The sequence below is a fragment of the Lachnotalea sp. AF33-28 genome, assembly GCF_003477885.1.
Taxonomy (GTDB): Bacteria; Bacillota; Clostridia; order Lachnospirales; family Lachnospiraceae; genus AF33-28.
The window spans coordinates 80,119-106,290 of the sequence record NZ_QUEE01000005.1; the positions used below are offsets into that span (position 1 = coordinate 80,119).

The 26,172-nt window shown below is 50.3% G+C and carries 20 protein-coding genes and 1 pseudogene; 17 read left to right on the top strand and 4 right to left on the bottom strand.

Annotated features, from left to right (window positions below; genetic code table 11):
• Window positions 1-50: 50 nt before the first annotated feature.
• Entirely contained in the window at window positions 51-1,256 is a 1,206-nt protein-coding gene (locus DWZ56_RS08655; RefSeq protein WP_158584503.1) for an MFS transporter, read from the top strand.
• Here DWZ56_RS08655 and DWZ56_RS08660 read toward each other — a convergent pair.
• Together DWZ56_RS08660 and DWZ56_RS08665 are read right to left on the bottom strand one after the other, a co-directional pair.
• On the bottom strand, window positions 1,201-2,829 hold the full coding sequence (locus DWZ56_RS08660; RefSeq protein WP_158584504.1) for a helix-turn-helix domain-containing protein: 1,629 nt from the start codon (window positions 2,827-2,829) through the stop codon (window positions 1,201-1,203). The two genes, DWZ56_RS08655 and DWZ56_RS08660, sit on opposite strands and share 56 nt — an antisense overlap.
• On the bottom strand, window positions 2,807-4,795 hold the full coding sequence (locus DWZ56_RS08665) for a cache domain-containing sensor histidine kinase (protein ID WP_158584505.1): 1,989 nt from the start codon (window positions 4,793-4,795) through the stop codon (window positions 2,807-2,809). The genes DWZ56_RS08660 and DWZ56_RS08665 overlap by 23 nt, the downstream gene beginning before the upstream one ends.
• A gap of 263 nt (window positions 4,796-5,058) precedes the next feature.
• Here DWZ56_RS08665 and DWZ56_RS08670 point away from each other — a divergent pair, with 263 nt between their 5' ends.
• The 8 genes from DWZ56_RS08670 (at window position 5,059) to DWZ56_RS08705 (ending at window position 14,076) form a co-directional block, all read left to right on the top strand.
• A complete protein-coding gene (locus DWZ56_RS08670; protein WP_158584506.1) occupies window positions 5,059-6,330 on the top strand; it encodes an ABC transporter substrate-binding protein in 1,272 nt (423 codons plus the stop codon).
• 61 nt (window positions 6,331-6,391) lie between these two features.
• Window positions 6,392-7,126, top strand: a complete 735-nt coding sequence (locus DWZ56_RS08675; protein WP_118556088.1) for a cupin domain-containing protein — start codon at window positions 6,392-6,394, stop codon at window positions 7,124-7,126.
• A gap of 25 nt (window positions 7,127-7,151) precedes the next feature.
• Window positions 7,152-8,522, top strand: a complete 1,371-nt coding sequence (locus DWZ56_RS08680; RefSeq protein WP_243095154.1) for an ABC transporter substrate-binding protein — start codon at window positions 7,152-7,154, stop codon at window positions 8,520-8,522.
• A gap of 133 nt (window positions 8,523-8,655) precedes the next feature.
• The gene (locus DWZ56_RS08685) at window positions 8,656-9,801 is read left to right on the top strand and encodes a glycoside hydrolase family 88/105 protein (RefSeq protein WP_118556092.1); all 1,146 of its coding nucleotides are present in this window, start codon (window positions 8,656-8,658) and stop codon (window positions 9,799-9,801) included.
• Between the two features lie 6 nt (window positions 9,802-9,807).
• Window positions 9,808-10,725 carry a carbohydrate ABC transporter permease gene (locus DWZ56_RS08690; RefSeq protein WP_118556094.1) on the top strand — a complete coding sequence of 306 codons (918 nt, stop codon included), beginning with the start codon at window positions 9,808-9,810 and terminating at the stop codon, window positions 10,723-10,725.
• A 41-nt stretch (window positions 10,726-10,766) separates the two neighbouring features.
• Window positions 10,767-11,615, top strand: a complete 849-nt coding sequence (locus DWZ56_RS08695) for a carbohydrate ABC transporter permease (RefSeq protein WP_118556444.1) — start codon at window positions 10,767-10,769, stop codon at window positions 11,613-11,615.
• Window positions 11,616-11,617: 2 nt separating this feature from the next.
• Window positions 11,618-13,255: a glycoside hydrolase family 28 protein gene (locus DWZ56_RS08700; RefSeq protein WP_118556445.1), complete on the top strand. Its 1,638-nt coding sequence runs from the start codon at window positions 11,618-11,620 to the stop codon at window positions 13,253-13,255.
• A gap of 2 nt (window positions 13,256-13,257) precedes the next feature.
• A complete protein-coding gene (locus DWZ56_RS08705) occupies window positions 13,258-14,076 on the top strand; it encodes a sugar phosphate isomerase/epimerase family protein (RefSeq protein WP_243095156.1) in 819 nt (272 codons plus the stop codon).
• Between the two features lie 216 nt (window positions 14,077-14,292).
• Here DWZ56_RS08705 and DWZ56_RS08710 read toward each other — a convergent pair whose 3' ends face one another.
• Window positions 14,293-14,910: an oligogalacturonate lyase family protein gene (locus DWZ56_RS08710; protein ID WP_118556096.1), complete on the bottom strand. Its 618-nt coding sequence runs from the start codon at window positions 14,908-14,910 to the stop codon at window positions 14,293-14,295.
• Window positions 14,911-14,924: 14 nt separating this feature from the next.
• Window positions 14,925-16,556: an extracellular solute-binding protein gene (locus tag DWZ56_RS08715; protein ID WP_118556098.1), complete on the bottom strand. Its 1,632-nt coding sequence runs from the start codon at window positions 16,554-16,556 to the stop codon at window positions 14,925-14,927.
• A gap of 438 nt (window positions 16,557-16,994) precedes the next feature.
• Between DWZ56_RS08715 and DWZ56_RS08720 the strand changes: the two genes are divergently transcribed.
• The 8 genes and pseudogenes from DWZ56_RS08720 to DWZ56_RS08755 all read left to right on the top strand — a co-directional run bounded on the left by DWZ56_RS08720 (window position 16,995) and on the right by DWZ56_RS08755 (window position 26,172).
• Window positions 16,995-17,813, top strand: a complete 819-nt coding sequence (locus DWZ56_RS08720; RefSeq protein WP_147369403.1) for a helix-turn-helix domain-containing protein — start codon at window positions 16,995-16,997, stop codon at window positions 17,811-17,813.
• A gap of 95 nt (window positions 17,814-17,908) precedes the next feature.
• A complete protein-coding gene (locus tag DWZ56_RS08725; protein WP_118556102.1) occupies window positions 17,909-18,559 on the top strand; it encodes a hypothetical protein in 651 nt (216 codons plus the stop codon).
• Window positions 18,560-18,759: 200 nt separating this feature from the next.
• Window positions 18,760-19,254, top strand: a complete 495-nt coding sequence (locus DWZ56_RS08730; protein WP_118556104.1) for a VanZ family protein — start codon at window positions 18,760-18,762, stop codon at window positions 19,252-19,254.
• A 141-nt stretch (window positions 19,255-19,395) separates the two neighbouring features.
• Window positions 19,396-19,521: pseudogene (locus DWZ56_RS08735) on the top strand (sugar O-acetyltransferase); the annotation flags it as partial.
• 71 nt (window positions 19,522-19,592) lie between these two features.
• Window positions 19,593-20,504, top strand: coding sequence for a nucleoside hydrolase (locus DWZ56_RS08740; RefSeq protein WP_118556106.1), 912 nt, complete (start codon window positions 19,593-19,595; stop codon window positions 20,502-20,504).
• 60 nt (window positions 20,505-20,564) lie between these two features.
• A complete protein-coding gene (locus tag DWZ56_RS08745) occupies window positions 20,565-22,793 on the top strand; it encodes a helix-turn-helix domain-containing protein (protein WP_118556108.1) in 2,229 nt (742 codons plus the stop codon).
• Between the two features lie 264 nt (window positions 22,794-23,057).
• On the top strand, window positions 23,058-24,788 hold the full coding sequence (locus DWZ56_RS08750; protein WP_118556110.1) for an extracellular solute-binding protein: 1,731 nt from the start codon (window positions 23,058-23,060) through the stop codon (window positions 24,786-24,788).
• 10 nt (window positions 24,789-24,798) lie between these two features.
• Window positions 24,799-26,172 (top strand): glucuronate isomerase, encoded by a 1,374-nt coding sequence (locus DWZ56_RS08755; RefSeq protein WP_279220282.1) that lies wholly within the window; start codon window positions 24,799-24,801, stop codon window positions 26,170-26,172.

The window sequence follows — 26,172 nt, forward strand, 5'->3', positions numbered from 1 at the left end:
TGTTAAGCTGAATCCTGTATACCGACTATATCATGGACAGGAGATGTGAAATGAAACTATCAAAGACGGTCCGCAAATATTTTGCAGTTATCTTTCTGACACACATCAGCCTCAATATGGCTCATCCCGTAGTGCCCACTCTGTTTAAAAGCCTGGACTTTCCCGATTATATGTATGGGGTGCAATTTGCCTGCCTGTCACTGGTGGTATTTCTGCTCTCCCCTCAGGTGAAACGCCTCTATCCGTATATGAAAAAGAATCAGATCATCGCGGCGGGAGTCGGATTCTTTGCATTGATCCAGCTGGGATATGCCAATGTGCGGTCCGTGTGGCAGGTGGTACTGATCCGTGCGGGGGCGGGGGTATGTAACGCCGGTTTTCTGGTGGGTTATCTGGCCTATTTTTTTCAGATCACGAAGAAAGAGGAACGTCCGAGACTGCTGGCCTGTCAGGCCGCAGTCAGCGCCGTGGCGGAGTGCATCGGGTATTATACCGGCGGCTTTCTGGGTAACGGAAACATTAAGGTGACGTTTTATGTACAGTGTGCGCTCTGCCTAATATCTGCGGCGGCCAACCTGTTTTTTCTGACTGGCCGTGCGCCGGATACCTCACCGGATGGAGATGCAGCGGCAAAAGTCCGAAAAACCGGCCCCGCAGGCGGTATCTGCGGGCGGGGGACAGCCCTGCTGTTTTTTGCCGCCGCGGCTGCTGCGGGAGCGGCCTATAACTGCCAGAGCAATGCCATGGACTACTATATCCGCGATTTCTATGATTTGAATCCTATCTATAACGGTATGGTCAGGGCCGGCCTGGGTCTGGTCGCACTGATCAGCAATTTCACGCTGGGCGTTTGGATCGGGAAGAAACTGCGCTCCGACCGGGCGGTGACGGCCGTGTTTCTGCTGTGTGCCGCCACGCTTCTTCCAGTCTGCATGAAGCTTCCTTTTCTGCTGTTTGTGGCCTTTCATATGCTCTATTATGTCTGGGCCGTGGTCTACCGGGCGCCTATGCAGAACCTGATTGCGGTGCTTGGAATGGATGCGCCGGGCAGTGACGGATTCGGCAGGTACATGTCCTTTGAAGCGCTGGGGCAGATCATCGGCTCCCTGTCCTCCGGCGCATTATACGGTATATTCGCCAGGCTGCCCTTTATTGCTTCGGCGGCGCTGTTCGGGCTGGCGGCGTTTATGACCGCGGCGCTCACACGGATCCGTCCGCGTCCGGGGAGGTCAGCACGCGGCGCCGGTACTCGTTAGGCGTCATGCCCGTAGTCTTGCGGAACTGACGCGAGAAATACTTCTCATCTTCAAAACCCACCAGTGAAGCGATATCCTTGATCCGTATATCCGGATTTGCCAGGAATTCTTTGGCGTGGCCGATGCGCAGAGAAGTCAGATAGGCGATCATATTGACCTGGAACACGCTTTTAAACTTGCGGCACATGTAGTCCTTGTTGATGAAGAAAAGCTGGGCGCAGCCGTTCTGGCTGAACGGCTTGTTGTAATTCAGATCGATGTAATGTGCGATCTGATAGATTACATCGTTATCCGGATTGCTGTTTTGAGAAGTCAGGGCCCGGTACATGCTGAATATGTCCTTTTTGATCCGGGCGGAGAGAGCGGGGAGCAGACTGTCCCGCTCGCCCCCGATCAGCCGGGCGTACTGGAGCCTGACAGGGGAGCTGTCAAGGTGCAGGTTCGGATAATGGGTCTGCAGCTGCTTTTTCCAGTCTTCCGACAGCTGATTGTAATAATCGATAAAAGCAAAGATATAATACAGCGGGCAGCTGCCCTCCGGAAATACGGCCTGCAGCCACTGGTTCAGGGCCCGGTCAATCAGCGCCTCATTGCCTGTGATCAGCGCGGAAAAGATCAGCCGCTCCTTTTCGGGATTGGCGGGGAGCTTCAGGCTCACTCTCCTGGGATTATAGGACAGTACCGGTTTGGCGCTGCCGGAGGCATCTTGGTCATAAAATGCGGTGACGGCCTGATTATATGCGGTTTGTATGCCGTCCGGGAACCGGTTAAGCAGGCTTAGGCCAAAGGTGAGGTCTAAGGAAGTTTTACGGCCGATTAGGGGCAGCAGACTTTCAAGCCGTCTGCGGCTCCCCGTACAGTCCTGGTACAGAAACAGGAGCATCTCATCCTCACGGTAAGGATTCAGAAAGCAAAATCCGGTGGAGGTGCTTTCCAATTCACCGCCGAGCATGAGTGCCGCCTGGGTGATGCGTTCCTGCCTGCTCTCCGTGCAGTCCGGGCAGCAGTCCGACAGATTCAGATAGCCCACGATGCAGGAGGTGCAGAAGGTCAGGCGGGGAACGATATGATACAGCTCTTCAAAGTATTTCCCGCAATGCGCCTGGGTCATCATCCGGTACAGCAGCGTTTCTTTGCAGAGCGCGCTCATGCTGCTGATGATTTCCCTGTTTTTTTGCTGTTCCTGTTTTCTGTTCTCCTCTTCGCGGTAACGCCGTATGGCCTTTTCCAGCGCTGCGTTCAGCTGCGCGCTGTCGATGGGCTTTAAGAGATAGTCGATCCCGCCGTTGCGCAGTGTCTCGCGTATATAATCGAAATTATTATATCCGGAGATGACAATCGTCTTAACCGTATAATCCAATCCGTTTAAGTATTCCATGAGATCGATGCCGGTCAGATCGTTCATCGCGATATCCGTAATCAGCAGCTCCGGGTGTTCCCTGCCGATAATATCCATCGCCTCTCTGGCGGAGGAAGCTTCCAGAATCTGGTCAATCTCCAGGCTGGTTGCGGACAGCAGAAATTTGATGGCACGGATCACATGATATTCATCATCTACGATTAAAAGTTTCACAGTTCTCCTCCTTATCAAAGCGCCGCATCATATTCAGGCTGATCTGAATCTCCACAATGGTACCGCAGGGCTCTCCGGGAAATATGCGCAGCATGCACTGGTTTTTGTATTCCAGCAGCAGGCGCATAAATACGTTGCAGAGTCCGATATGGTTCGATGTATGGATGAAGTCCGCTCCCGTTTTGCCTGCCGGAGGCTCTTTTTTTGATTCCGGGAAACCGCCTTTCTTTCCGGCGTCCTTCGGCGTCGTTTCAAAGAGCTTGATCACTTCGCTGCTGGGGGAGTTGTTCAGGCTGGATTTAAGTTCCAGGAGCAGCGCATTCACTCTTTCTGAGTCCTGCCGCGATATGCCCGCCCCGTCATCGCTGATGCGTATGAGCAGGGATCGGTCCCGGATCTGGCATCGTATGAGCAGACGCCTGTCCTTCAGCTTCAGCAGATTTCCGTGTTTGAACGCGTTTTCAGCCAGGGGCTGGATCACCATTTTGGGAATCATGAGATCCAGGGTATCCGGCCCGGCCTCGTGGATCACCTGAAAACCGGAGCCCTCAAACCGGAGCTCCTGCAGCCGGATATAATTCAGACAGTGGGCGATTTCCTGCTCCAATGGCACCAGACGGGTGCCGGTATCCATGGAATACTGCATGAGCTGTCCGAGGGTGGCGATGGAGCTGTACAGCTGCATGTTTTCGTTATCCAGGGCCTGGGAGGCGAGGCACTGAAGCGTGTTGTAGATAAAGTGTGGGTTGATCTGCGCCTGCAGGGCTTTCAGCTCGTTGGTGCGGTTGGCCAGCTCCAGCTGGTACTGCTGTATGGTGAAATGATTGATGGCGTACATCATTTTCTTTATGCTCATGACCAGTGCGCCGATCTCGTCATTTTTGGTGTAGGTCAGATAGGCGGACATGTGTCCGGTTAAATTCCCCTTTTCTATGGAGTCCGTGTACCGGGTGAGCTTTTTCAGCGGAACCGTAAACTGGATGATACTCATGGAGCAGAGCGCCATGATGATGATCATGCACAGACCCAGAAGCAGCAGGCTGTTCAGAAAAAATATGCGGGCATCCGCATAGACGTAGCTCTTGGGCGCGACCTTGATCAGGTTCCAGTCCAGAGAAGCCCCCTCGATCCTGGTGCAGAAAAAGATGTTTTGGGAACTGGATTCGATGACCTGGCTTGAGTTTTCGGAGGCCTGCCTGATGACGGACTGCAGCTGTCCGTCCGCCTGTCTCATGATCTGTGAGGAATCGGAGGAGTAGATGATGCTGCCGCTGCCGTCTATGATATATACGGTTTCCTCTTCCTCTGCCAGTGCCCTGCAGTGTTTGGCCAGGATTTCTATGGGTATATCGATGGTCAGTTTGCCCATGGGCTCCTCGATGGAAGGGGTCTGATAGATGGGCATGCTTACGCCAAAAACTAGGGGATAGCTTTCTATATTGCTGTTGATAAAGTTATAGTCATACTGCATATGGGTGGGCACAATCGCGGTACTGTAGGGAGCGGTGTCAGAGGTGCGCTCTGACATGATATAGATATGCTCCTTCTCATACTGCTTGAAATCCTTAGTGATGATCATCTGCCTGCGCAGCCGGAAACCGTCCAGACGCACGAGAGAAGCGTCTGGCACACTGCTGTAGATCTGCTGCATATAGGAAAAAATCTGACCGGAAACGGACAGGCGTTCACTGGGGGAGAGCTCTTGGCCGTTTTGAGAGATCAGTTCCATCAGCTGGCTGTTGAAGTGGACGCTGCGCACGGCGTGGTCCGCCATGGTGATATAGGAGGAGACTGCCTGGGCGCTGGAATCCAGTATGTTTAAGGTCTGCTGTTCATATTTTTCGCCGAAGGAGGTCTTCATGTTCTGATAGGATAGGTAGCTGTAGACGATCATAGGGAGCAGAAGAAATACCGACAGAGCTGTCAGCAGCTTCTTCTGAATGCTGAAATAGGACGGATGTTCCATAAGGCAGGACTCCTTTTTGTACATTATTTGGGAAAGCTGCCGATGCCCCGGATTCCCTCCCCGTTTCGTTATCATATTATAATAAGCTATAATAGGAATCAACGGATTTTTTTGACCTTCAAATCGGAAATGTCAAAATAGTCCACTTCATTTATCAATGTTGTGAGTTTATGTTTCAGGTGAAGCAGAATACAATTGGGGCATGCATTGGCTTGCGGCTTTACGGATTGTATCCTGAACACACAGGACAGGGGGACGAATACATGAAGAAGACAGTGTTACTGCGTGCGGCCGCGGGGCTGCTGGCCGCGGCTATGCTGCTTACGGGATGCCGTGAAAAGAGACGGACGCCTGATGCGGAGGCGGAAGGAAAGATTCTGACTGTCTGCATATCGCGGACAGACTGGAGCGAGGCGGCGGATTTGCTTACGGAGAGGTATCTTTTGCTGCATCCGGAGATAGCGGACATCCGCTGGGAACTGATTGATGAGGCATCCTACTGGGATCTGATGAATATGAAGCTGGCTATGAACCAGCTGCCGGATATCATGGATGTGGGTGCAGGGGAGGAGATGGACGCATGGTACTGCCATCTGTCGCCTGTGGCGGATGAGCGCATCCTATACGGAATGGATCCCTGGATTTTAAAGGGCAGCAAAATTAAAGATGTGTGTTATACCGTGCCTGTATCGGTCTACGGCAAGGGGATTCTGTATAATACCGAACTGCTTAAAAAGGCCGGATGGCATCGTCTGCCGGAAAACCGGAATGAACTTGAGATGCTGTGTGAGGATCTGGAGCAGGAGGATATCCGTCCCTTTATGAATTCGTGCTATAACATCACCTCCTGCGCGGAGACCGATCTGCTGCAGATGATCTCCATGAAGGCCGCTCCGGAACTTTATATTGATTTTCTGAAAAACGGAAACCAGAACAGCATAATGAGTGACCGCAGCTGGGATCAGATGATGAACTATCTGGATCTTACGATCCGTTACGGAAACCGGCGCAGCCTGGAGATGGACCGGGATCTGGCCAGGAATTATTTCTTTATCGGAAAGTATGCCATGCTCACCAATGACGGGGCGGGCTGCATCAAGGGCATGCGGGAGGTCAAGGATCTGAGTGAAGAATCGATTGTGATCGGTCCGCTGCTGATGTCGGAGGATTCCGAAGAAAACAGGCTGCAGCTGGACGTAGTCAGGCTCGGAGCGGTCTCTTCCGGGAAGAACCGTGAAGATGCTTTCGCGTTTTTGAGCTGGCTGGCCCGCAGCGAAGAGGCTGCCGATATCTTAAAAAGTGCCGCAGGCGCCCTGCCGGTTATAGAGGATCTAAGGAGAGACGGGCTGACGGTGCTGGCCGGACAGACTTGTGAACAGATACAGGCGGATAAGGCTTCGCCGGATATGAACGGCATGCTGCCAAGAGCCGTATGTGAGGATAACAGAGAGCTTTGGGCGAAGTATATAGACGGAGAAATACAGCGCAGGGAGTTTCTGGACAGTTATCAGCAGTACTGGAAGAGCTTCCGCTAGGACTGCGCATATCTTTGTAAATCATTTCAATGATTTAAAATAAAGCAAGGAGGATGGTATCATGAGCATTATCAAGTATCAGAAGAGAGAGGACATGACTTTCACAAAACAGCCGAACGGAGTCCTAAGAGCGGAGATGCTGCAGGGCGCGGTGGAAGGCGTGCATACTTACAAATGCACGGCAAAAGCAGGAAGTGATATCGTGCTGGAGACATTTGCCGATGTGACGCAGCTGATTTATTTCACCGGGGGCTGCGGCTACGTGACTACGAAGGACAAGGCCTTCTCCGTCAATGAGCCGTCACTGTTCATCCCCAATATGGACAGGGAGGAGAACCGGCTCCACGCATCTACCGATATGGAATGGCTGCAGCTGACCTGTGTGATGCTGCCGGAGGATAAGGAGCTCTGGAACCACTGGCATATCGCGCTTCCCAGGTTCTGCCCGATCAGCGGATGTATTGAATATGTGGAAGGCTTCCGCCCGGAAGCGATCAGGGCATACTCCATACTGGACACACATTTTATAACCCGCATGACCATGGGAGCCATCATCGGCAAGGGACCCAACAAGGCGGAACCTCACAGCCACGATAACCTGTATCAGTGGTATTACGGAATGCCCGGAACAAAGTTTACATACCGTGCCGGCGGCGAGGAAATCGTCCTGACCGAAGGTGACTGGGCTTTTATTCCGACCGACATCGAGCATGCGATAGAGATCGGGGACGGCGAGCAGGTGAACTATGTGTGGTTCGAGATTGAAGTTCCTAAGGCAGAAACAGAAAAACAGTAAATTATAATAAATGGAGGGTAAGGTTATGAGGAGATTTACAAAAACACTCGCTCTGGTTCTTGCGCTGGTCATGCTTTTAACAGCAGCAGGCTGCAGCGCACCGGCCGCAGAGAGCACAACAGCTGCTATAAAAGAAACGACAGCTTTGGCACAGCAGCCAGCCAACGGCGGCACCGGCTCTGACCAGGAGCCTGTGAGCATCCGTTTCAGCTGGTGGGGAGGAGAATCCAGACATGAAGCTACAAAGGCGGCTGTGGATGCATTTATGAAGGAGTACCCCTGGATTACCGTGGAATGCGAGTACGGCTCATTTGACGGCGGCTGGCAGGATAAGGTTGCCACGCAGCTGGCGGGTGGAACAGCACCGGATCTGCTGCAGATCAACTGGAACTGGCTGTATCAGTATTCCAATGACGGCTCAAAATTTGTGGACTTAAACGATTATTCCGACATCATTTCCCTGGGCAATTTCCCGCAAAAGGATCTGGAGGCCATGACGGTCGGCGGCAAGATGCAGGGTGTGCCGATCAGCGTCAGCTCCAAGATGTTCTTCTTTAACAAGACCAGCTATGAGAAGGCCGGCCTTGCAGTACCCGCCACATGGGATGAGCTGATCGCTGCCGGCAGCGTATTCAAGGAAAAGCTGGGCGACGAATATTATCCGATGAGCGACGGCGCCTATGCGAGATTCTGGATGATGCTTTTATGGCTGCAGCAGAAATACGGCAAACCGTGGGTGGAAAATATGGAATGCCAGTACACGGCAGATGAGGTAAAAGAGGGTATGGAATTCATCAATTCACTGGAGGAGAATCACGTGGAGCCAACCATCGCCCAGAGACAGGCTGACGGCGTGGAAAACGACCTGACAAACCCCAAGTGGATGGACGGCCGCTACGCAGGATTCTTAGAGTATGAGTCCGGCACTGAGAACAATTTAAATTCCGTAAACGAAGATCAGGAAGTGGTTCCCGGCGAGTTTCTGACCATGGAAGGCGCAAAGCCGTTCGGTTTTACGAAGGTGTCCCAGGGGTTTGCGATCACGGAGACCTCTGAACATAAGGAAGAAGCTGCGCTGCTTTTAGAGTTCATAACATCCAATGAGACCGGTGTAAAAGCCATGGGAACCCAGAGGGGGATCCCCTGCAACACAAAGGCCAGAGAGTACCTGGAAGCGGAGGGCATGATCAGCCCTGTCGTGGAGCAGGCGGCCAGCATTGTGGCGGACACCTGCGCGTTCAGCATCGACCCGAACTTTGAGAATTCCACCCTCTATGCGGATACCGGTGTATACATCGAAGTATTTGAGAATCTGAGCGCCGGCGGTGATCCGGCGGAGCTGGCACAGTACCTGATCGATTCCGTTAACGATGTGAATGCTGCGAACCCTTATTAATGTATGTTAACAGACTAAGCCATTGGTGTGTATACGTCAGTGGCTTAGAGCGTGTTGGAGCAGATATGTAAGGCCGTCCGGTGTCATACGGGTCAGACGGGCGGAGAAGAAACAGGAGGAAGTGAGGGCGGTTATGGGACTGCAGGATTATTTCAAGGAATACATGAGCAGGTACAGAGGCATCGATGCGTATAAGGACGGCTATGAGGATACGCAGTTCGGCCAGTGGAATTATGAGGACGGATGCCTTCTGCTGGGCGTGAAGATGATGTATGAGGTGACAGGAGATGAGAGCTACAGGGACTATGCAGTGCGCTTTGTAAAACCCTATGTGGATGAGGACGGCGGCATACACAGCTATGTCCCCGGCGAGTACAATTTGGATTTCATCAATTCCGGTAAGCTTTTTTATTTCTTATACGATGTGACAGGAGAGGAAAAATACAGGAAGGCGGTTGAGACCCTGATGGACCAGATCCGGCACCAGCCGCGCCTTACCACCGGAAACTTCTGGCACAAGCTGATCTATCCGTTCCAGGTGTGGCTGGACGGACTGTATATGGGGCAGCCCTTTTATCTGGAATATGAGAACCGGTTTAACGGCAGAAAAAATTATTACGATATAGTGAACCAGTTTAAGATGGTAAGAAAATATCTGTATGATGAGCAAACCGGCCTGTATTATCACGCATACGACGAATATAAGGAACGCGACTGGGCGGATAAGGAGACGGGGCTGTCGCCTAACTTCTGGCTCCGATCCATAGGATGGTATCTGATGGCCCTGGTGGACTGCTATGAGATGGCCAGCGAGGAGCTCTATGACTGCAAACGGGAATTCTGCGATCTGTACCGAGAAGCCATCCGGGGCGTGCTCCGTTACCGGGATCGGCAGTCCGGCATGTTCTACCAGCTGATCGCCCTGCCGGAGGCGGAGGGCAATTACTTCGAGACCTCGGGAACGCTGATGGTGGCGTATTCCATCTTAAAAGCGTGCAGGCTGGAAATACTGCTTTCGGATAAATACCTGTCCGTCGGAGAGGAAATCCTGCAGGCCGTGCTGGATCAGCAGCTGCGCTATGATGGGGATACCCTGCATCTGTACGGCACGGTGGAAAGCGCGGGGCTGGGCCCCAGGCATGAGCGCGACGGCAGCGTGGCTTATTACCTGTCCGAGCCTGTGGTGACAGATGATCCCAAGGGTCAGGGCATACTGATGATGGCATGCAGCGAATACATGCGGACACACGATAACAAAGAACCGGAAAAAGGGCGGTGAGAGTGAATGGCGGGAGCAAAAGCAGCGGTCCGGCCGGCAGGAAAGGGTTTCTGGAGGCGCAACAGAGGGCTTTTATATGTGATGCCATGGCTGATCGGATTTATTATCTTTAAGGGACTTCCCTTTATATCATCCCTGTACTACAGCGCGATGGACTACAACCTGTTCAAAACAGATTCTTCTTTTGTGGGGCTGGGAAACTATGCCACAATACTGGCTACAAAAAAATACATAAACGCATATAAGGTGACCTTTCTCTATGCGTTCATCACGGTTCCTCTGAAGCTGATGTTTTCTCTGTTTATCGCATATATACTGAATTTTAACATCAAATTTGTGAAAGGCTTCAGGACGATTTATTATATCCCGTCCATCCTGGGAAGCTCGGTGGCCATATCCGTCGTATGGAAATCCATCTTCAATTCCACCGGATTGGTTAACAAGGCGCTGGGCTTCATCGGGATTGACGAAATCAACTGGCTGGGCAGCAGCAAGACGGCGATCTGGGTGATCTGCCTGTTAAAGATCTGGCAGTTCGGGTCGGCTATGGTGATCTTCCTGGCGGCATTAAAAGGTGTTCCCACCAGCCTGTATGAGGCGGCAGCCATCGACGGCGCCGGCAAATGGAAGCAGTTCACCCGCATCACGCTGCCGATGATCACACCTGTCATCTTCTATAACCTGGTGACGCAGCTGTGCGAAGCGTTCCAGGAATTCAACAGCGCATACCTGATTACAAAGGGGGGCCCTTTAGGCTCCACAACCCTGATTTCTCTGCTGGTATATCAAAATGCCTTTAAGTCCTATGATATGGGCATGGCCTGTGCAATGGCCTGGATTCTCTTTCTCATAGTAGGCATATTCTCGGCGGTGGCCTTTATCAGCCAGAAGTATTGGGTATATTATTCGGATGATGGGAGGTAGCGGATATGGCCGCAGTGACACAGGCAAAACCGAAGTATGTGATGAGAAGAAAGACGAGAAGTTTTCTGTCCACCTGCTTTCGGTATATCGTATTGATTTTAGTGGGGATTCTGATGTTTTATCCCATGCTGTGGATGTTCGGAGCTTCCCTCAAAGAGAACAATAATGAAATTTTCGCGACAATCAATTTCATCCCGAAGCATCCGTCCCTGCAGGCGTATGTGAAAGGCTGGACGGCCAGCGGTTTTAATTTTGGCGTGTTTATGCTCAACACCTATAAAGTCGTGATCCCCAAGGTGATTGGAACGGTGATCTCTTCGGTGCTGACGGCTTACGGTTTTTCCAGATTTGAGTTTATCGGAAAAAAGGCTATGTTCGCCCTGATGATGTCGACGCTGTTTCTGCCGCAGGTAGTGCTCAACGTTCCGCAGTTCCTGCTGTTTACCAGCTGGGGATGGGTGGATACCTATAAGCCGCTGATTGTCCCCACCTTTTTTGCGGGGGAAGCTTATTTTGTATTTATGCTGACTCAGTTTATGCGTTCCGTATCCAGGGAGATGGAGGAAGCGGCGGAGATCGACGGATGCAATTCCCTGAAGCGGCTGCTCTATGTGGTGGTTCCTGTGGTGAAGCCTGCGGTGGTTTCCTGTGCACTGTTCCAGTTCATGTGGTCCTCCAATGACTTCCAGGGCCCCCTGATCTATGTGAATACCACGGCCAAGTATACGGCGTCCCTGGGGCTGCGCATCATCGCGGATACCGAAACAGGATTTGAATGGAACCAGGTGCTGGCATTGTCCGTCATCACGATTATCCCCACGCTGATCGTCTTCTTTGCCGCGCAGGATCAGTTTGTGGAAGGTATCGCGGCAGGAGGTGTGAAGGGCTGATGATAGAATTTAAAATCATATTCAAAACATCCAGGAAGGCGGTGATTGAGCTTTCCGGACAGGGAGCCTATTATACAAAAACGTATGATATCCTTCTGGACGGCGTTAAGGCTTTGGATTCAGAAAAAACGGTGGAAACGCTCACCGGATTAAAGCCGGATACAGACTATCGCCTAAAGCTTGTAAGAGGGGAAGAGACTTCGGAGGAAACGGTCTTTCGGACCGATTATGAGTATGTCACTCTGGATGTGAAACGCTTTCATGCCTTCGGGGACGGCCGGCATGACGATACCGCGGCGATCCAGGCGGCCATCATGGCCTGTCCTCAGCACGGCAGGGTGTATCTGCCGAAAGGCGTGTATGCGGTGACCAGCCTGTTTCTGAAAAGCGATCTGACCATTGATATCGGGAAAGACGCGGTGCTTCTGGGAACCAAGGACAGGAGCAGCCTTCCCATACTGCCGGGCATGACCCAGAGCTATGATGAGAAGGAAGATTACAACCTGGGAAGCTGGGAGGGAAATCCCCTTAATTCTTTTGCCAGCATGATCACAGGAATCCATGTGTCCAATGTGGTGATCACCGGCGAAGGCGTGCTGGAGGGCAATTCCGCTGTAGGGGACTGGTGGAGGGAAGACCGGTCCGAGTTCGAGGCCTACCGCCCCCGCATGATATTTTTAAATGGCTGTAAAAATGTGACGGTGCAGGGCCTGACCGTACAGAACAGCCCCGCATGGAATCTGCATCCCTATTTCTCCGAGGACATCCGTTTCATCGGCCTGACCCTGTTAAATCCCTGGGATTCTCCCAATACCGACGGCATGGATCCGGAGTCTGTAAACGGCCTGGAGGTGGTGGGCGTGCGCTTTTCCTTGGGAGACGACTGTATAGCCTTAAAATCCGGCAAGTATTATATGGGGCATAAATACAAGACGCCCACACAGAACGTGGAAATCCGCCAATGCTTTATGCAGCACGGACATGGAGGCGTCTCTATCGGGAGCGAGATGGCAGGAGGCGTGAAAAACGTACACGCAAAGGACTGCATATTCCAAAATACGGATCGGGGCCTGCGCATCAAGACAAGGAGGGGGCGCGGAAAGGATGCTGTGGTGGAGGGTATATGTTTTGAGGATATCCGTATGGATCATGTCAGAACCCCTTTTGTGGTCAACTGCTACTATAACTGCTGTGATCCCGACCGGCATTCGGATTATGTGAAGAGCAAGAGGCCCCTGCCGGTGGACGGGCGCACCCCGGAGGTGAACCAGCTTTCGTTTAAAAATATTGAATGCCATAACTGCCATGTGGCGGGAGCGTTTCTGTACGGGCTGCCGGAAAAGAAGATCAGCCTGGTGGAATTTGAAAATATTACCGTGGATTACGCTGAGAATCCCATCCCCATGGAACCCGCTATGATGGACGATGTGGATGAAGAGGCTACGCTGATGGGCCTTTATATCAACAACGTGGGCCGGCTGGTCACCCAAAACGTGAGAATAAAAGGCAGCCGGGGAACGGCATTCGATGTGCACAATGTGGATGAATGGATCGCGGACGGTGAGAAACGGTGTAATTGTTCTGCGGATGCGCAGGCGCGCGCATGTGCCGGAGACAGGAAACCGGATGGGGGTGAGTGAGCATGGGAACCGAAATGAAAATCGCTGCGACCGGGACGCTGAACAGGGAGGGTAATTTTCTGCTCTACCATGGTCCCTATGAAGAGATCCTTCCGCGCATGGCGGAGGACGGCTATGATGCGGTGGAGCTGCATATCTACGATTCCGGAGAGATTGACCGGGAGGCGCTATGGAAAGCGCTGGATGCCAGCAGGGTGACGCTGACCTCCATAGGCACCGGCTCCATCTATGAAGGCAGGCATTATAATCTGGGAGACCGCGATCCTAAAGTGCGCGAGGCGGCAATACGCCACCTGGAAAAACACATGATCACCGCCGGGCCGTATGGGGGGCTGGTCATCATCGGACTGATTGCCGGACGATTTGCCGATGCGGATTCGCCGGAGCAGTTTAAGCGCAGCCTGACCGACAGCCTGTACCGGCTGGACGAACTGGCGGCAGGATATGGCGTAAAGCTCGGATTTGAGATCATGAATCAGTTTGAGAGCGATTACCTCATAAGGATCTGTGAGGGCGTGGAGTTCTTAAAGGAACACTCCTTTCAGACGCTGGGGCTGCACATCGATACGGTGCATATGAATATCGAAGAGGCGGATATCAAAGAAGCGATCCGCGGGGCCCGGGGGTTCATCAGCCATGTGCATGTGGCGGACAACGACAGATATTATCCCGGGCATGCGCACTATAACTTTGAAGAAACCATTCAGGCTCTAAAGGACATCGGATATGCGGGGGCGCTCGCGCTGGAGACCAACAACCTGCCGTCCACACAGGTCAGTGCCAGGAAGAGTCTGGAGTATCTTAGGAGGCTTTTGCAGTGATATGGATGAGGCACAGCGCATCTATATGCTGCAGGCTGCCTAAGATGGCATAGTGATAGCAATGCAAAAGTAATGCGACAGAAAACCCCCGTATAGCCTGTCAAAAGCGGATAGGCTATACGGGGACTATTTGATTGCGTATATATAGTTATTCTACAAACGGAAGCGCTGTCACATCCTCCGGTACATCCACAAGATAAAGGTTACAGTAGCCGCTCACATTGCTGTTATACAGGATCTGCGTGCCATCTGCGGTGAAACAGGGATGAGGATGGTGGTTGCCGTAAAAGAAGCTGCCATCATGCATGCACAGCACCCGGGCCTTATCGAAGATATCTCCTTCATGCCGATATAGCTGGCTTTCAGATCCGTATAGATGCGGTCGGACAGATCTTCCATCAGCGCCCCGTACATATACTGTCCGTCGGCGCCCACGTTGCCGCCTTTCGCGTTGAACCCATCAGGCACCTTAAACAGCAGCCGGTCTTCCAGCGTCTTCAGGTTGACTGCGCGCATTTCCCGTCCTATGGCATAATATACCTCGGGCCGTTTCGGGTTCACATCGTTTGTAAAACGGACGGTGGGTCTGCTGCCCGGTTCAAAATCCGTCAGCTGGCTGATTTCGCCGCTTTCGACCTGTATGCTGAACAGATTCGTGGCATTATCCCTGTCAGAGGTAAACAGAAGCCTTCTGTTTCCGTCATACCACCCGTTATTCGTGAAATAAGTATGGAAGCTGTGTCCCAGATATCCGGTCAGCTGGGTGATATTCGCCCCTGTGATACGGTCTTTAAAAGTCCTTTTTTCCGATGCGAACGTCTTGTACGCTTTCATTGCCGCCTCCCAAATTATTTATCCGCCTGATACTGTTCGTTCACTTCATCAATGACAGCCTGGCCGCCGCGGGATAACCACAGCTCCAGCTGCTTCTGGAATTCTTCCTGGTCAATGTTGCCGCAGATATACTGTGTTCTGGCAGAGAGCAGTATGTCATCCAGATCCCCGCCGTTTTCGGCATAGGTTGTGGAATTAGCCAGATAACCCATGGCCGGGTTAAATACGGCGATATCAATATTGGCTTCCTTGATGTCCATCTCAAGCTGTACCCGCTCGGTTCTTGCTACCGGCAGTTCATTTTTGCCCGGTACGAAGGTCTGGCACTGGTTCAGCCCGCTGCTGCTCCTCTCGCCTGCCTGCGCTGCCGACTGTAAGTCATGTACAAGTCCGTCATCTCCGTACTCCCAGTCCTTACCCTCAAGCCCGTATTCTCCCAGGAGGACCATTTCAGGGTCGTTCATTTTATCAAGGAAGCGCAGACATGTTTCTACTTCCTCTTCGGTCTTGCAGGCTGCCTTTGATATAACGAAATATCCGTTGGCGCCTGAAGTGGCCAAGGTAACCGGTTCGCTGTTTGCATCCTTTGCAATGCCGCCGACCAGCGTCATGCCCGCATATTCATCGGGATTGAATACGGATGGAATCTTGTTGTCGATAAAGTAATCCCAGATGGATCTGGAGGTGTCCAGAACGTCCAGGAACATACCGCATTCTCCGTTGCGGACATAATCCTTCCAGGCGATAGTATCGCGGACGGCCCAGTCTTCATAGATCAGTTTTTCATCATACATTCTCTTAAACCAGTTCACCGCTTCCATATATTCTTCGGTCATATGAACCGGCACCAGTTTGCCGTCCCTGTCCGTCCAGCCGTTGCCTGCGCCGAACCATGCCTGTACGATATCAATGGGGCCTGTAAATTTACACATGGAGATTCCATAGGTGTCATCCTTGCCGTTTCCGTCGGGGTCGCCATAGGTAAACTGATAGGCCATGTTATAAACGTCTTCGATTGTCTTCGGCACATCCAGGCCCAGCTTCTCAGCCCAGTCCGTGCGGTATCCCAGCCCGTTGCGGCCGATATCTCTTGCGCGGTATAAACCGATCAGTTTCCCGTCCAGAGTATAGGATTTACATACATCTTTGTTCGCCTGAGACAGGTTCGGATATTTCTCCTCATCCCAGATAAACTGGTTTAAATCCCAGAAGGCATCGTTTTTGGCGGCCTGAATCACTGCCGGGGACATAATTGTGCCCGTAATGGTGAGAACCATCGGCATATTCTGCTTATCCATCAATGTGATGCCTAACACGTCTTCATAGTTGTCGTTGCTGACCCAGGTCCAGTCCACAATGGTATTGGTGTACTCCTCGTAAACCTTTTTGACCTCATCGGCCCCTTTATTGGTCAGGGCGGTGCCGTAATGATCTGTGGTCATAAATGTGATGTGAGGTTTTTCGGCGGTGGCGGCATCCGTTCCCGCTGTGCTTTCTTCTGCACCTGCCGTTGTTGCTGCTGGTGTACCTGCTGCAGTAGTATCGGTGGCAGCAGGTTCCGTACCCTTTTTACCGCATGCGGCAAAAACGCTCATGAGCATTGCCGCAGCCAGCAGCAATGTGACCGCTTTGCTGAATTTTTTCATAGAAATATCCCTCCTGATTTTCTGGTTAATGAAATTGGGTATGCATTTTACACAATTTTTCCTGCGCGCATCCGGATTTTGCGGGCAAAACGTATATACTTAGTATAATAAACTATATGGCTAATTATAAAATGCCATATAGTATGATTTTTATGTCAAAAAGTCACTTTATAATATAAAAATGAACATAACAAAAATATTTGAAGGGAAATTACCCAGAATCTGCCGCTCGGAGATATCGACAGAGCAGCGCGTCCCAATGAGGACCATACTCTGCCCTGTCATTCGCGGTAGGTTTACGACAACCGTGAACAGTAACTCACAGGGATGCGCACAGGGGCGCGCCGGATCTTAACTATTGCAGTTGGTTCTGGTATACAGTATAATCATTTATGACAGGGACAGAGGTGATTTTATTAGTTGGTGAAAGGAAAGCATATGGAAGATAACGGCGCACGGGAATCCATCATTTCTTATATGGACATTACTCTGAAGAGCTGCCATGACAGCATGAAGGACAGCAGCTGGTACGAGGTGAACACAAAAACCGATTATGATCTGTGGATTGTATTGGACGGAGAGATCAAGATGATCTATTCCGATAAAGAATATCATCTCTACAAGAATGATGTCTTTTTGCTGTATCCGGAGTGCCTGTATGAAGCTTTTTCGGTCACGCCTGTCTGTCATCTCGCATTTGTCCATTTTGATGCCATTATTGGGAACAGCCGCAGGGTCCTTGATGCCTTCCCCTTTTCGGGCCTTATACCGTCTGAACACATTAAGAGAGAACTGTCTTTTTTCCTGGATGGCTACCGCAGCTTCAAGGAGAAGAAAACGCTGTCTTTTCTGTACCTCAAAGGCTGTTTTACCATGCTCCTGGCAAGCATCATCCGCAGCCAGTATGCAGAACACAGTGAAACGGACATGCATGATCCGAAACGTCAGTCCGCTGCCAGGATACATACCGTGCTTGATTATATCAGCACGCATATCGATCAGTCGGTATCTGTCAGGGACCTGGCCGCCGTTGTCGGCATGTCCGAGAAATATTTTATCTCATTTTTCAAAGATGCCGTAGGCATCACACCGGCCAGCTTTATGCTGCAGCTTCGCATGAAGAAAGCGAGGGAATTTCTGTACGAAGACAAATATTCTATAAAAGAGATTGCCGACTGTCTTGGTTATGAAGATCAGTATACCTTTTCCAAGGCTTTTAAAAAGATATACGGGGTGGCGCCGTCCAAGATTGTGTAAGGCCCGGAAGGCCATCGGATGAGCCGTTTGAACTGTTACAATATTTGTGATAAAATTCTTGTTGGCTTAGTTAAAGGTTGATAAAGGAGGGCAATATGGAAGACAAAGTATACCGTTATCATTACCGGGCTGCGCTTAAGGAAGGCGCGGACGGGAGACTGGATGAGAAAATCCGTGAAATTGAAAAGAATATCGCTGCACTGATGGAGGAAGGGCGCGTGATGACCGCCTGCCTGTACCGCTATAAAGACATGCTGTTTGCGTATTATGAAAGCATAGGGGAGGAACTGGCCCCGCAGCAGGTCTACGGCCCCATGGGTGAGCTTTTGGAATTATGGCCAGGTGAGGACGGCAGCAGGGACTGGGTTTATATGTACCATGTGTACTACCATGCCATACCGGAAGGTGTAAAGGACTGGAAGAGAAAGGCAGAGCCCGCCATGAGGAGAGGAAGAATCGCGTATCTGAAGCCAGATAAGATCTTCCAGTATGTGTACCATCATGTGGCGATCACGACAGAGGGATACCTGCATGGGGATAAGTATCAGTCCATCGCATTGCATGAAAATATCCTGTTCTCCTACTTTGAGGAACCCAGGACGGAGATCAATGTAAAACGTGATCTCACCAAGCAGTCCACGGCGATTGAGGCGTGGTCCGCGGTGGATCCGGAGTCTCATTTTATGCGTAAGGAAGGACAGCAGGGAAATTTCTTCTTTATACCGGCACTGATTGCGATGGGTTAGAGCGTGTTTCCCGGCCCTTTGGTGAGAGACTGAAGGCAGTTATGGCTTTCAGTCTTTTGATTTTTTAACGCATAATACGGCTGTTTGATGCCGAAATGATGCCTTTGCCCTTTATAATGCATATCCAGACGGATCAATGATCAGATCCCGGCAGTAAAGAGCCGCTTCAGCTCTGCCGGATACGAAAAGGGAGTGAGTTTATGGAGGGTAAAGGTGAGGAATACCGGAATGCGGCGGCCTTTATGCGAGTCCTGTCCAAATGCGTGTTTGTGCCCTATCTGGTGCTGATGTGCTATGTGATGTTTCCTATGGAATACTGCGAACTGTACAGGTATATGGCGTATCCGGATTTCGTGAGACAAATGACGAACCTGATACCGATGAAGGAAACGGTAAAATGCATTGAACTGTGCATGCAGGGCAGCTATCCGGCGGCGGCTCTGGCCAAAAATATATTTATACATCTGTTTATTTTTATACCGTGGGGATTTTTTCTCCCCTATATATCCGAATGGGGAGAGACACTGCTGCATCTAAGCATCACCGTGCTGGCCGCATCGCTTTTGTTTGAAACGGGACAGCTGCTGATGAGATGCGGTTCCTTTGACGTGGATGATGTGATCCTCCATGTAGTGGGCGGTATTATTGGATTTGGACTGTACCGCTTATGCGGTGATGCAGGGACAAAGGTGTGATAGAACGTAACAGTTCAGACGGCGGATACGCTGTCTGAATTGTTACGATAGAACAGTATCCAGCCTCCAAATTACCTTGAGCAGATCAAGCCAATATGATATTATAAATGTAAAAACGCATTATTAAACCATGTAATGTTTATCATCCTGCCGGGCGTAACGATCGGCGCAAACAGTGTGATCGGGGCTGGCAGCGTGGTAACCAAAGATATTCCGCCGAACAGCCTGGCTGTGGGTAACCCCTGTAAGGTAATCCGTACATTGTGATTGCACCGCAGTTTTAACATGTGAATCGGGTAAGGAATGTCAGTTAAAAAACGTAAGAAAGGGTAAACACCATGGAAAAAATAATTTTGGATACAGATATCGGTGATGATATTGACGATGCGTTTGCACTGGCGCTTGCGGTAAGATCCCCGGAGATCGAGCTGGTGGGAGTTACAACCGTATTCAGGGGTTCTGCGGCGAGGGCGCGGATGGCGAAGGCGCTCCTTAGAACCTACGAAAGGACGGATATCCCGGTCTATGCGGGGATGGATATACCTTTTATTCAGGAGCTGCCGGTCCGGCCGGAGGACAGAGTGAACGAAAAGGGAGAATTTCTGCCCTGCCAGTATGAAGCGGATATGGACCTGGAGCAGTATGAAACTCTGCATGCGGTGGACTATCTGATACAGCGGATCCATGGCGCTCCCGGAGAAATCACGCTGGTTCCCATCGGTCCGCTCACCAATATCGCGGCGGCCATCCGCAGAGCGCCGGAGATTGCGCAGGAGGTGAAGGGCATTACGCTGATGGGCGGATATTTTCATGAGGATATACCGGAATGGAATATATTCTGCGATCCTGAAGCGGCGCGCATTGTGTTTACTTCCGGCATCCCGATTCGTGCTGTGGGTCTGGATGTGACATTAAAGTGCCGCATGACCCCGGAGATGCTAGACAGGCTGGAAAGTATGGACGAACAGCCTGCCAATCTGCTGAACCGGCTGACAAAGCGCTGGCTCAAAGCCACCGGCAACGATGCGCCGGTGCTGCACGACCCTCTTACGGTGGGGACATTGCTGTGCCCGGACTTTGTGAAGTTTGAGCAGATTCCCGTGCAGGTAGGGCTGGAGAAAGAGGTGAGGGCGAGGACCCTGATCAGGGACGGGGCGGGGCCCGGCACAGCGGTGATAGAGGCTGCGGCAAAAGTGGATCAGGAAGCTTATCTTAAGTTTTTTATGGAGAGAGTATTCGGTATGGAGTGAGCGGCTGTTACAATTTAGTATGTATGTGCTTTTTAGTTTGGTTGATAATGGGGGGTAACGATGTCACATACGGTAGTTTTTAGAGGGGCTTTTTTCCGTTATTTGCTCACCTATATGATTTATCTGCTGGTTTTGCTTGCGGTAATGGCGGCGTATTATAGGCATAATATGCGCTCCTGGCAGAATAACGAGCTTGAGCTTTATGCAACGGCATTGACAGACAAAGTGACAGAATATCAGAAGCAGCTGTCATATATCGAATCCCTGGGGCAGCGAATTGAGTTGGATACAAGATATCGTTCGCTGTACCGGCAGAAGGCGGACTGGGACAATGCGGATTATGTGGGCATTTCGGCGATTCAAAGGGATTTTTCATATACAATGCTTCCCTATTTGCTGGTCAGTGACTGTGGCATTTATTATCCGGACAGTGTGATTATAACCAGATTCCGCTCTTACATAGGAGAAGAGGGTATACTTGAATACTATAAAAATTATTTTCATGTAAAGGGCTTTTCCAGGGATGAGTGGCTTCAGTGTCTGACTGCGTCAGCCAGATCGGCACTATACGCAGGAATGAATGTTTCGTCCCATGAGTACGGACAGCATGAAGCCGTGATCTGGACGGTGCCTTTGGGGTACGGCACCTTGTACACAGTGTTAAATATTGAGGATCTGGCCCGCTTTTTTATACCCGAAGGAATACTGGATACCGGTTATTTTTATATTACCGATTCACAGGATAAAAGCCTGCTTTCCTACCGATATGGAGAAGATACGGCTTCTTCGGAATTTTATGAGATAAAAAAATTTGACACTCATACCCAGCTGAACTATGTGATCGGCATACCCAGGGATTATTTGGAAATCACCGCACGACCGCTGATATCTACATTGATTATGTATATTACATTTCTCCTTCTGGGCGGTGTCATGCTTGGTATTTTCTTCGCGTGGCGTAACAACAGACCGCTGCGAAACCTGATGAGTTCTACCCGCGCTTATGTGCAGACCTGCCGGCTGCCTGACTCCTATTATAAAAATGAACAGACCTATATTTCCGGCGTGCTCAAGCAGCTTCATACCTCTGTAGAAAATATGACGGAGCAATTGGAGCAGCGTAAAGCCGAGGAAAAACGCCATTTACTTGACAAGGCGATTCAGGGTGGAATCAGCTCAGATGATTCGCTGGTACAATTCCATCAGCTTTTTCCTGATTTAATAAGCGGTTACCGCATCGGTATCCTTATTTTTAAAGAAGAAGAAATGGCCACCGAGAATATGAAGATATCCCGTTTTATCTTGATACAGCATGCGTTGAAAGCTTTTTACGGATATGAAATAACTATTACTTCCACCTATTCGGACACCCTGGTGTTCCTTCTGCCAGAGCCGGTGGAAAAGGAATTGCAGGTAAGCGGGAAAACGACAGAAAATCATCTGCAGGCATTTTTAGAGGATCGTTTTCAACAAAAGGCACAGATCGCTGTCAGTGATAATTTTGCGGATGTTTTAGAAATACCGTCCGTATATATTACCACTTTATACCGGTTTAGAGCCGGGCTGGAAATACGGACAAAAAATGAAGGGATCGCCGGCACTTCAGGAATGCCGCCGTTTGTATCATTTGATTTCATGTATCACCAGCAGTTTTTCGAAGCGCTGAGCAATGGGGAAGAAATGATGGCCATAGCTCTGATACGGAAAATAGAAGATAAAGTCATGGCTACCACAGGAGCCTTTGATGATAAGCATATCGGTGAGGTCGTTTACCGCACTGTATATATGGGTACCCTGTCCGGTATTTGCAACATTCTGCTTCAGGTTAAGCTTAATTATTTTGAAATTCTAAGCGGTGTATCCATCCCAACCATTCAGCGTTTCAAAAACGTGGAATCCTTTTTTGAAGAGATCCGGAACTGCTGCCATGATATCTGCGCAAGTCTGGGAAATAAAGCAGCCAAAAGACGCCAGCTAAGCAAACAGGTGATGGAGTTTATCGACAGGCACTTAACGGACTGTGGTCTTAGCACACAGATGGCTTCAGACCATTTCCGTATTTCAGATAATACACTGCAGAAGATTGTCAGGACCGCTGTAGGTAAGACTTTTGCCGAATATGTGGAGCAGGGCAGAGTGGAACAGGCGGTCCGCCTTTTGAAAACTACATCCATACCGGCGGAAAGCGTTGCGCTGCAGTGCGGTTTTTCTTCCTATAACTCCATGTATAAGGTTTTTAAGAGACGATATAATCTATCTCCCAAAGCGGCGGCGGAGACAATGGAATAATTCATTGTCTCCGCCTTTGATTTTTCAGTATACTCCATTTCTTCCCTGAATTTCGGACCTTTTCGGTAATTTCAACCCATATTTTTTTGTATATTTCAATACTTTTCGGCCGGTTAGGCAGATCGGAGGCCGTTTTTTCTTATATTTCCAGTTGTGACTGCTATATGGGCATTGTAGAATGATGGCACAAGTCAATCCTGCGCAGGATAGATTGCGGTGCCAAAAAGTTTTTAAACAAACCCGGAAGTGGAGGAAGAGAACAATATGAAAAGAATGATGAAAAAAGCAATATGTATCATACTAACCGTTTCCATGAGTATTTCTGTATTGTCAGCCTGCAGCGGCAGCCAGAATAAATCAACAGCCGGCAGCGGATCAGACCCGGTATCTTCTGCCGGTACGGATGGCGATGCTTTTGTACATGACAGCAATCTGAATCTGCCAGGTGAGGTAGGAGAAGGAAAGGATCCGATCTGTAAGGATAAGGTATCTCTGACGATCGGTTTACCGCAGCAGCCTAATGTGGAAGATTTCGAAACGAACAAAATGACTGTCTGGCTTGAAGAAGTAGGAAATTATGACCTCACCTTTAAGATTTATCCCTCCGAAGAATATGCGACACAAATCAATCTCGCGGCTACAGCCGGAGGAAAGGATCTGCCGGACATCCTGCTCGGGGGACAGGGAATCAACGACAGCCTTGTGGCATCCTGGGGCGAGGCAGGGACCATCATACCATTAAATGATTATTATGAACACAGTGCTTACTATCTTAAAGAGGCAGTACAGAGAACCGGAACCGATTTCTATCCGCTTATTACCTCGGCAGATGGGAACATGTATTATGTGCCTTATTATAATCAGTCCCTGGTAAGCGAATACAGTGCAAAAATGTGGCTGTACGGTCCCTGGATTGAAAAATTGAATCTCGATGTACCCACTACGCCCGAAGAGTTAAGAGCGGTATTAAGAGCATTCACGCAAAAGGATCCGAACGGAAATGGAAAAGCAGATGAAATCGGTCTGATTTCCAGAAACAATAACGATCTTTTGTGGTTTGCGGCTCTAATGACCCCATTCCAATATCTAAGTTCCGGTGACCCACAGATGTGGTGGAATATAGATCAGGGTACAGTGACTGCGGCATATGCTACAGAAGGATTTCGGGAAGGGCTCAAATATTTAAGAAGCCTCTTTGATGAGGGCTTAATAGATCCTCTCAGCTTTACCAACGATCTTTCCCAGACACAGGCCCTGTTGACACAGACAGACCCCATTATAGGCGCTTATGTATACACGTCAATGTCAGATATTCCGGCGTCAGACGCGCGCCGTTCGGAATATGTCGGTATAGCGCCGTTGTTGTCATCCGATGGCACACAGTATACTCCCTATAACCCCTCTGCTCCCCAGCCGTCCGGACTAATCACCTCCAACTGTGAGAATCCGGAGGCGGCCTTCCGTCTGCTGGATTATCTGGTGAGCGAAGAGATGTCTATCTGGACCCGATGGGGGGAAAAAGGCGTTGACTGGCTGGTTCCCGAGGAGAATGAAATCAGTATATTTGCAGACCTGGGATACCCGGCAGTGCTGCAGTCGGTCCTTCCCTGGGGTACTCTGCAGAATTCCCACTGGTATCAGGCCGGACCTTATATCAGGCAGTACGGTATAGCGCTTGGTGAGGTATGGAACGGTGATAAGTCCAACACAAGCTATCTTATCTCAACCATTCAGGGGGAATATACGGATAAACATCCCGAGGAGATTATCTCGAAACTGATCTATACGCAGGAAGAACAGGAAACAGTCACCCCGCTCCTTGCATCCATGGTTACCTATGTTAAGGAAATGATAGCTAACTTCTGTACAAACAATGACGGTATGGATATCAATGACGACGCCGTATGGCAGCAGTATCTGGATCAGCTGGATAGCATAGGGCTCTCCCAGATCCTGGAGTGTGTACAGGCATCCTATGACCGCATGTATAAATAAAGGACTGAATATGGATGAAAATTTTTTATTGAATACAAAACTTGCACAACGGCTTTATCATGAACACATATGCAGCCTGCCGGTCATTGATTATCACAATCATCTTCCGGTTAAAGATATTGCGAAGAACAGAAACTTTGGTGACCTAACAGAACTCTGGATAGCAGCGGACCCATATAAACACAGGGCTATGCGTATCTGTGGGATTGATGAGGCCTTCATTACCGGCAAGGCTTCCGGCTATGATAAATTCGCAGCTTATAGTTCTGTTCTCCCGAAGCTGGCCGGCAATCCGCTGTATCATTGGTCAAATATGGAGCTGTCGCAGGTATTTGGCATAGAAGAACCCTTGTGTGCGGACAGCGGAAAGAGAATCTGGCATACGGCAAACCGGGCGCTTGAGGATGAAAGCTATTTTGCGCAGGGACTCCTGCGGCGCTTTCACATAGAATATGCGGCACCCTGCTGTACGATTCTGGAGGACCTCGGACCCTTCGGAGAAATTGACAGTCTGTATCCGTCTTTGCGCGGCGACGGTATCCTGCCGCTGACCACAGAATTCGTCAGTCAGCTCGGGCAAAACAGGGGCGGCCCAATACGGAATTGGGAGGATTTAAAAGCGGCATTTTCATCAAGGCTGGATGAGTTTCACCAGGAAGGATGCCGATTTGCTGATCACGCCCTGGATCACGGATTTCATTATATACCGGATGACGGCCATAATGAGAGGCGGTTTCAGCAGCTTATGTCACGGGAGCCTTTGAATTTGCAGGACAGCATGGCCCTGTCCTGCGAGGTTCTAAGAATGCTTGGAAGTGAATACGCTGCCCGCGGCTGGACTATGCAGCTGCATGCGGGCGCAATGCGCTATACCAGCAGCCGTCTGCGCAGCATGACCGGTCCAGCAGGGGGCTACGCCGGAATCGGAAACTGTGCGGCGGATGACCTTTCCGGACTGCTGAACGATCTGGAGCAAAAGGGTTCCCTCCCCAAAACGATATTGTTTACCCTTAACCCATCCTGCAATGAAGCGCTTTCCGTGCTCAGCGGTTCTTTTGTGGAACAGGGGATGCCCGGTAAGGTACAGCAGGGCTGCGCATGGTGGTGGTGCGACCATATCAAGGGGATCCGGGATGTACTGGAAACCTTCAGCGCTTACAGTGTACTGTCCGTTTTCTATGGGATGACCACTGATTCCAGAAGCCTGCTGTCCTTTACAAGGCATGATTATTTTCGCAGGATTCTCTGCGGATGGCTGGGGGAGAAGAGCGAGCGTATGGAAATGCCCCGGGATTACGAGTTGTTAAGAGATATTGCGGAAGACATATGCTACCGAAATGCAAAAAGGCTGCTTGGGACAGCTTTGGAGAAAGGAAAAACCTGA

What these genes read in the sequence shown, in the direction of transcription:
- DWZ56_RS08665 (WP_158584505.1), bottom strand. Translation starts at nt 4,795, where the DNA reads ATGGAACATCCGTCCTATTTCAGCATTCAGAAGAAGCTGCTGACAGCT.
- DWZ56_RS08675 (WP_118556088.1), top strand. Translation starts at nt 6,392, where the DNA reads ATGAGCATTATCAAGTATCAGAAGAGAGAGGACATGACTTTCACAAAA.
- DWZ56_RS08715 (WP_118556098.1), bottom strand. Translation starts at nt 16,556, where the DNA reads ATGAAAAAATTCAGCAAAGCGGTCACATTGCTGCTGGCTGCGGCAATG.
- DWZ56_RS08680 (WP_243095154.1), top strand. Translation starts at nt 7,152, where the DNA reads ATGAGGAGATTTACAAAAACACTCGCTCTGGTTCTTGCGCTGGTCATG.
- DWZ56_RS08670 (WP_158584506.1), top strand. Translation starts at nt 5,059, where the DNA reads ATGAAGAAGACAGTGTTACTGCGTGCGGCCGCGGGGCTGCTGGCCGCG.
- DWZ56_RS08685 (WP_118556092.1), top strand. Translation starts at nt 8,656, where the DNA reads ATGGGACTGCAGGATTATTTCAAGGAATACATGAGCAGGTACAGAGGC.
- DWZ56_RS08720 (WP_147369403.1), top strand. Translation starts at nt 16,995, where the DNA reads ATGGAAGATAACGGCGCACGGGAATCCATCATTTCTTATATGGACATT.
- DWZ56_RS08750 (WP_118556110.1), top strand. Translation starts at nt 23,058, where the DNA reads ATGAAAAGAATGATGAAAAAAGCAATATGTATCATACTAACCGTTTCC.
- DWZ56_RS08725 (WP_118556102.1), top strand. Translation starts at nt 17,909, where the DNA reads ATGGAAGACAAAGTATACCGTTATCATTACCGGGCTGCGCTTAAGGAA.
- DWZ56_RS08745 (WP_118556108.1), top strand. Translation starts at nt 20,565, where the DNA reads ATGTCACATACGGTAGTTTTTAGAGGGGCTTTTTTCCGTTATTTGCTC.
- DWZ56_RS08710 (WP_118556096.1), bottom strand. Translation starts at nt 14,910, where the DNA reads ATGAAAGCGTACAAGACGTTCGCATCGGAAAAAAGGACTTTTAAAGAC.
- DWZ56_RS08695 (WP_118556444.1), top strand. Translation starts at nt 10,767, where the DNA reads ATGAGAAGAAAGACGAGAAGTTTTCTGTCCACCTGCTTTCGGTATATC.
- DWZ56_RS08730 (WP_118556104.1), top strand. Translation starts at nt 18,760, where the DNA reads ATGGAGGGTAAAGGTGAGGAATACCGGAATGCGGCGGCCTTTATGCGA.
- DWZ56_RS08655 (WP_158584503.1), top strand. Translation starts at nt 51, where the DNA reads ATGAAACTATCAAAGACGGTCCGCAAATATTTTGCAGTTATCTTTCTG.
- DWZ56_RS08705 (WP_243095156.1), top strand. Translation starts at nt 13,258, where the DNA reads ATGGGAACCGAAATGAAAATCGCTGCGACCGGGACGCTGAACAGGGAG.
- DWZ56_RS08755 (WP_279220282.1), top strand. Translation starts at nt 24,799, where the DNA reads ATGGATGAAAATTTTTTATTGAATACAAAACTTGCACAACGGCTTTAT.
- DWZ56_RS08740 (WP_118556106.1), top strand. Translation starts at nt 19,593, where the DNA reads ATGGAAAAAATAATTTTGGATACAGATATCGGTGATGATATTGACGAT.
- DWZ56_RS08690 (WP_118556094.1), top strand. Translation starts at nt 9,808, where the DNA reads ATGGCGGGAGCAAAAGCAGCGGTCCGGCCGGCAGGAAAGGGTTTCTGG.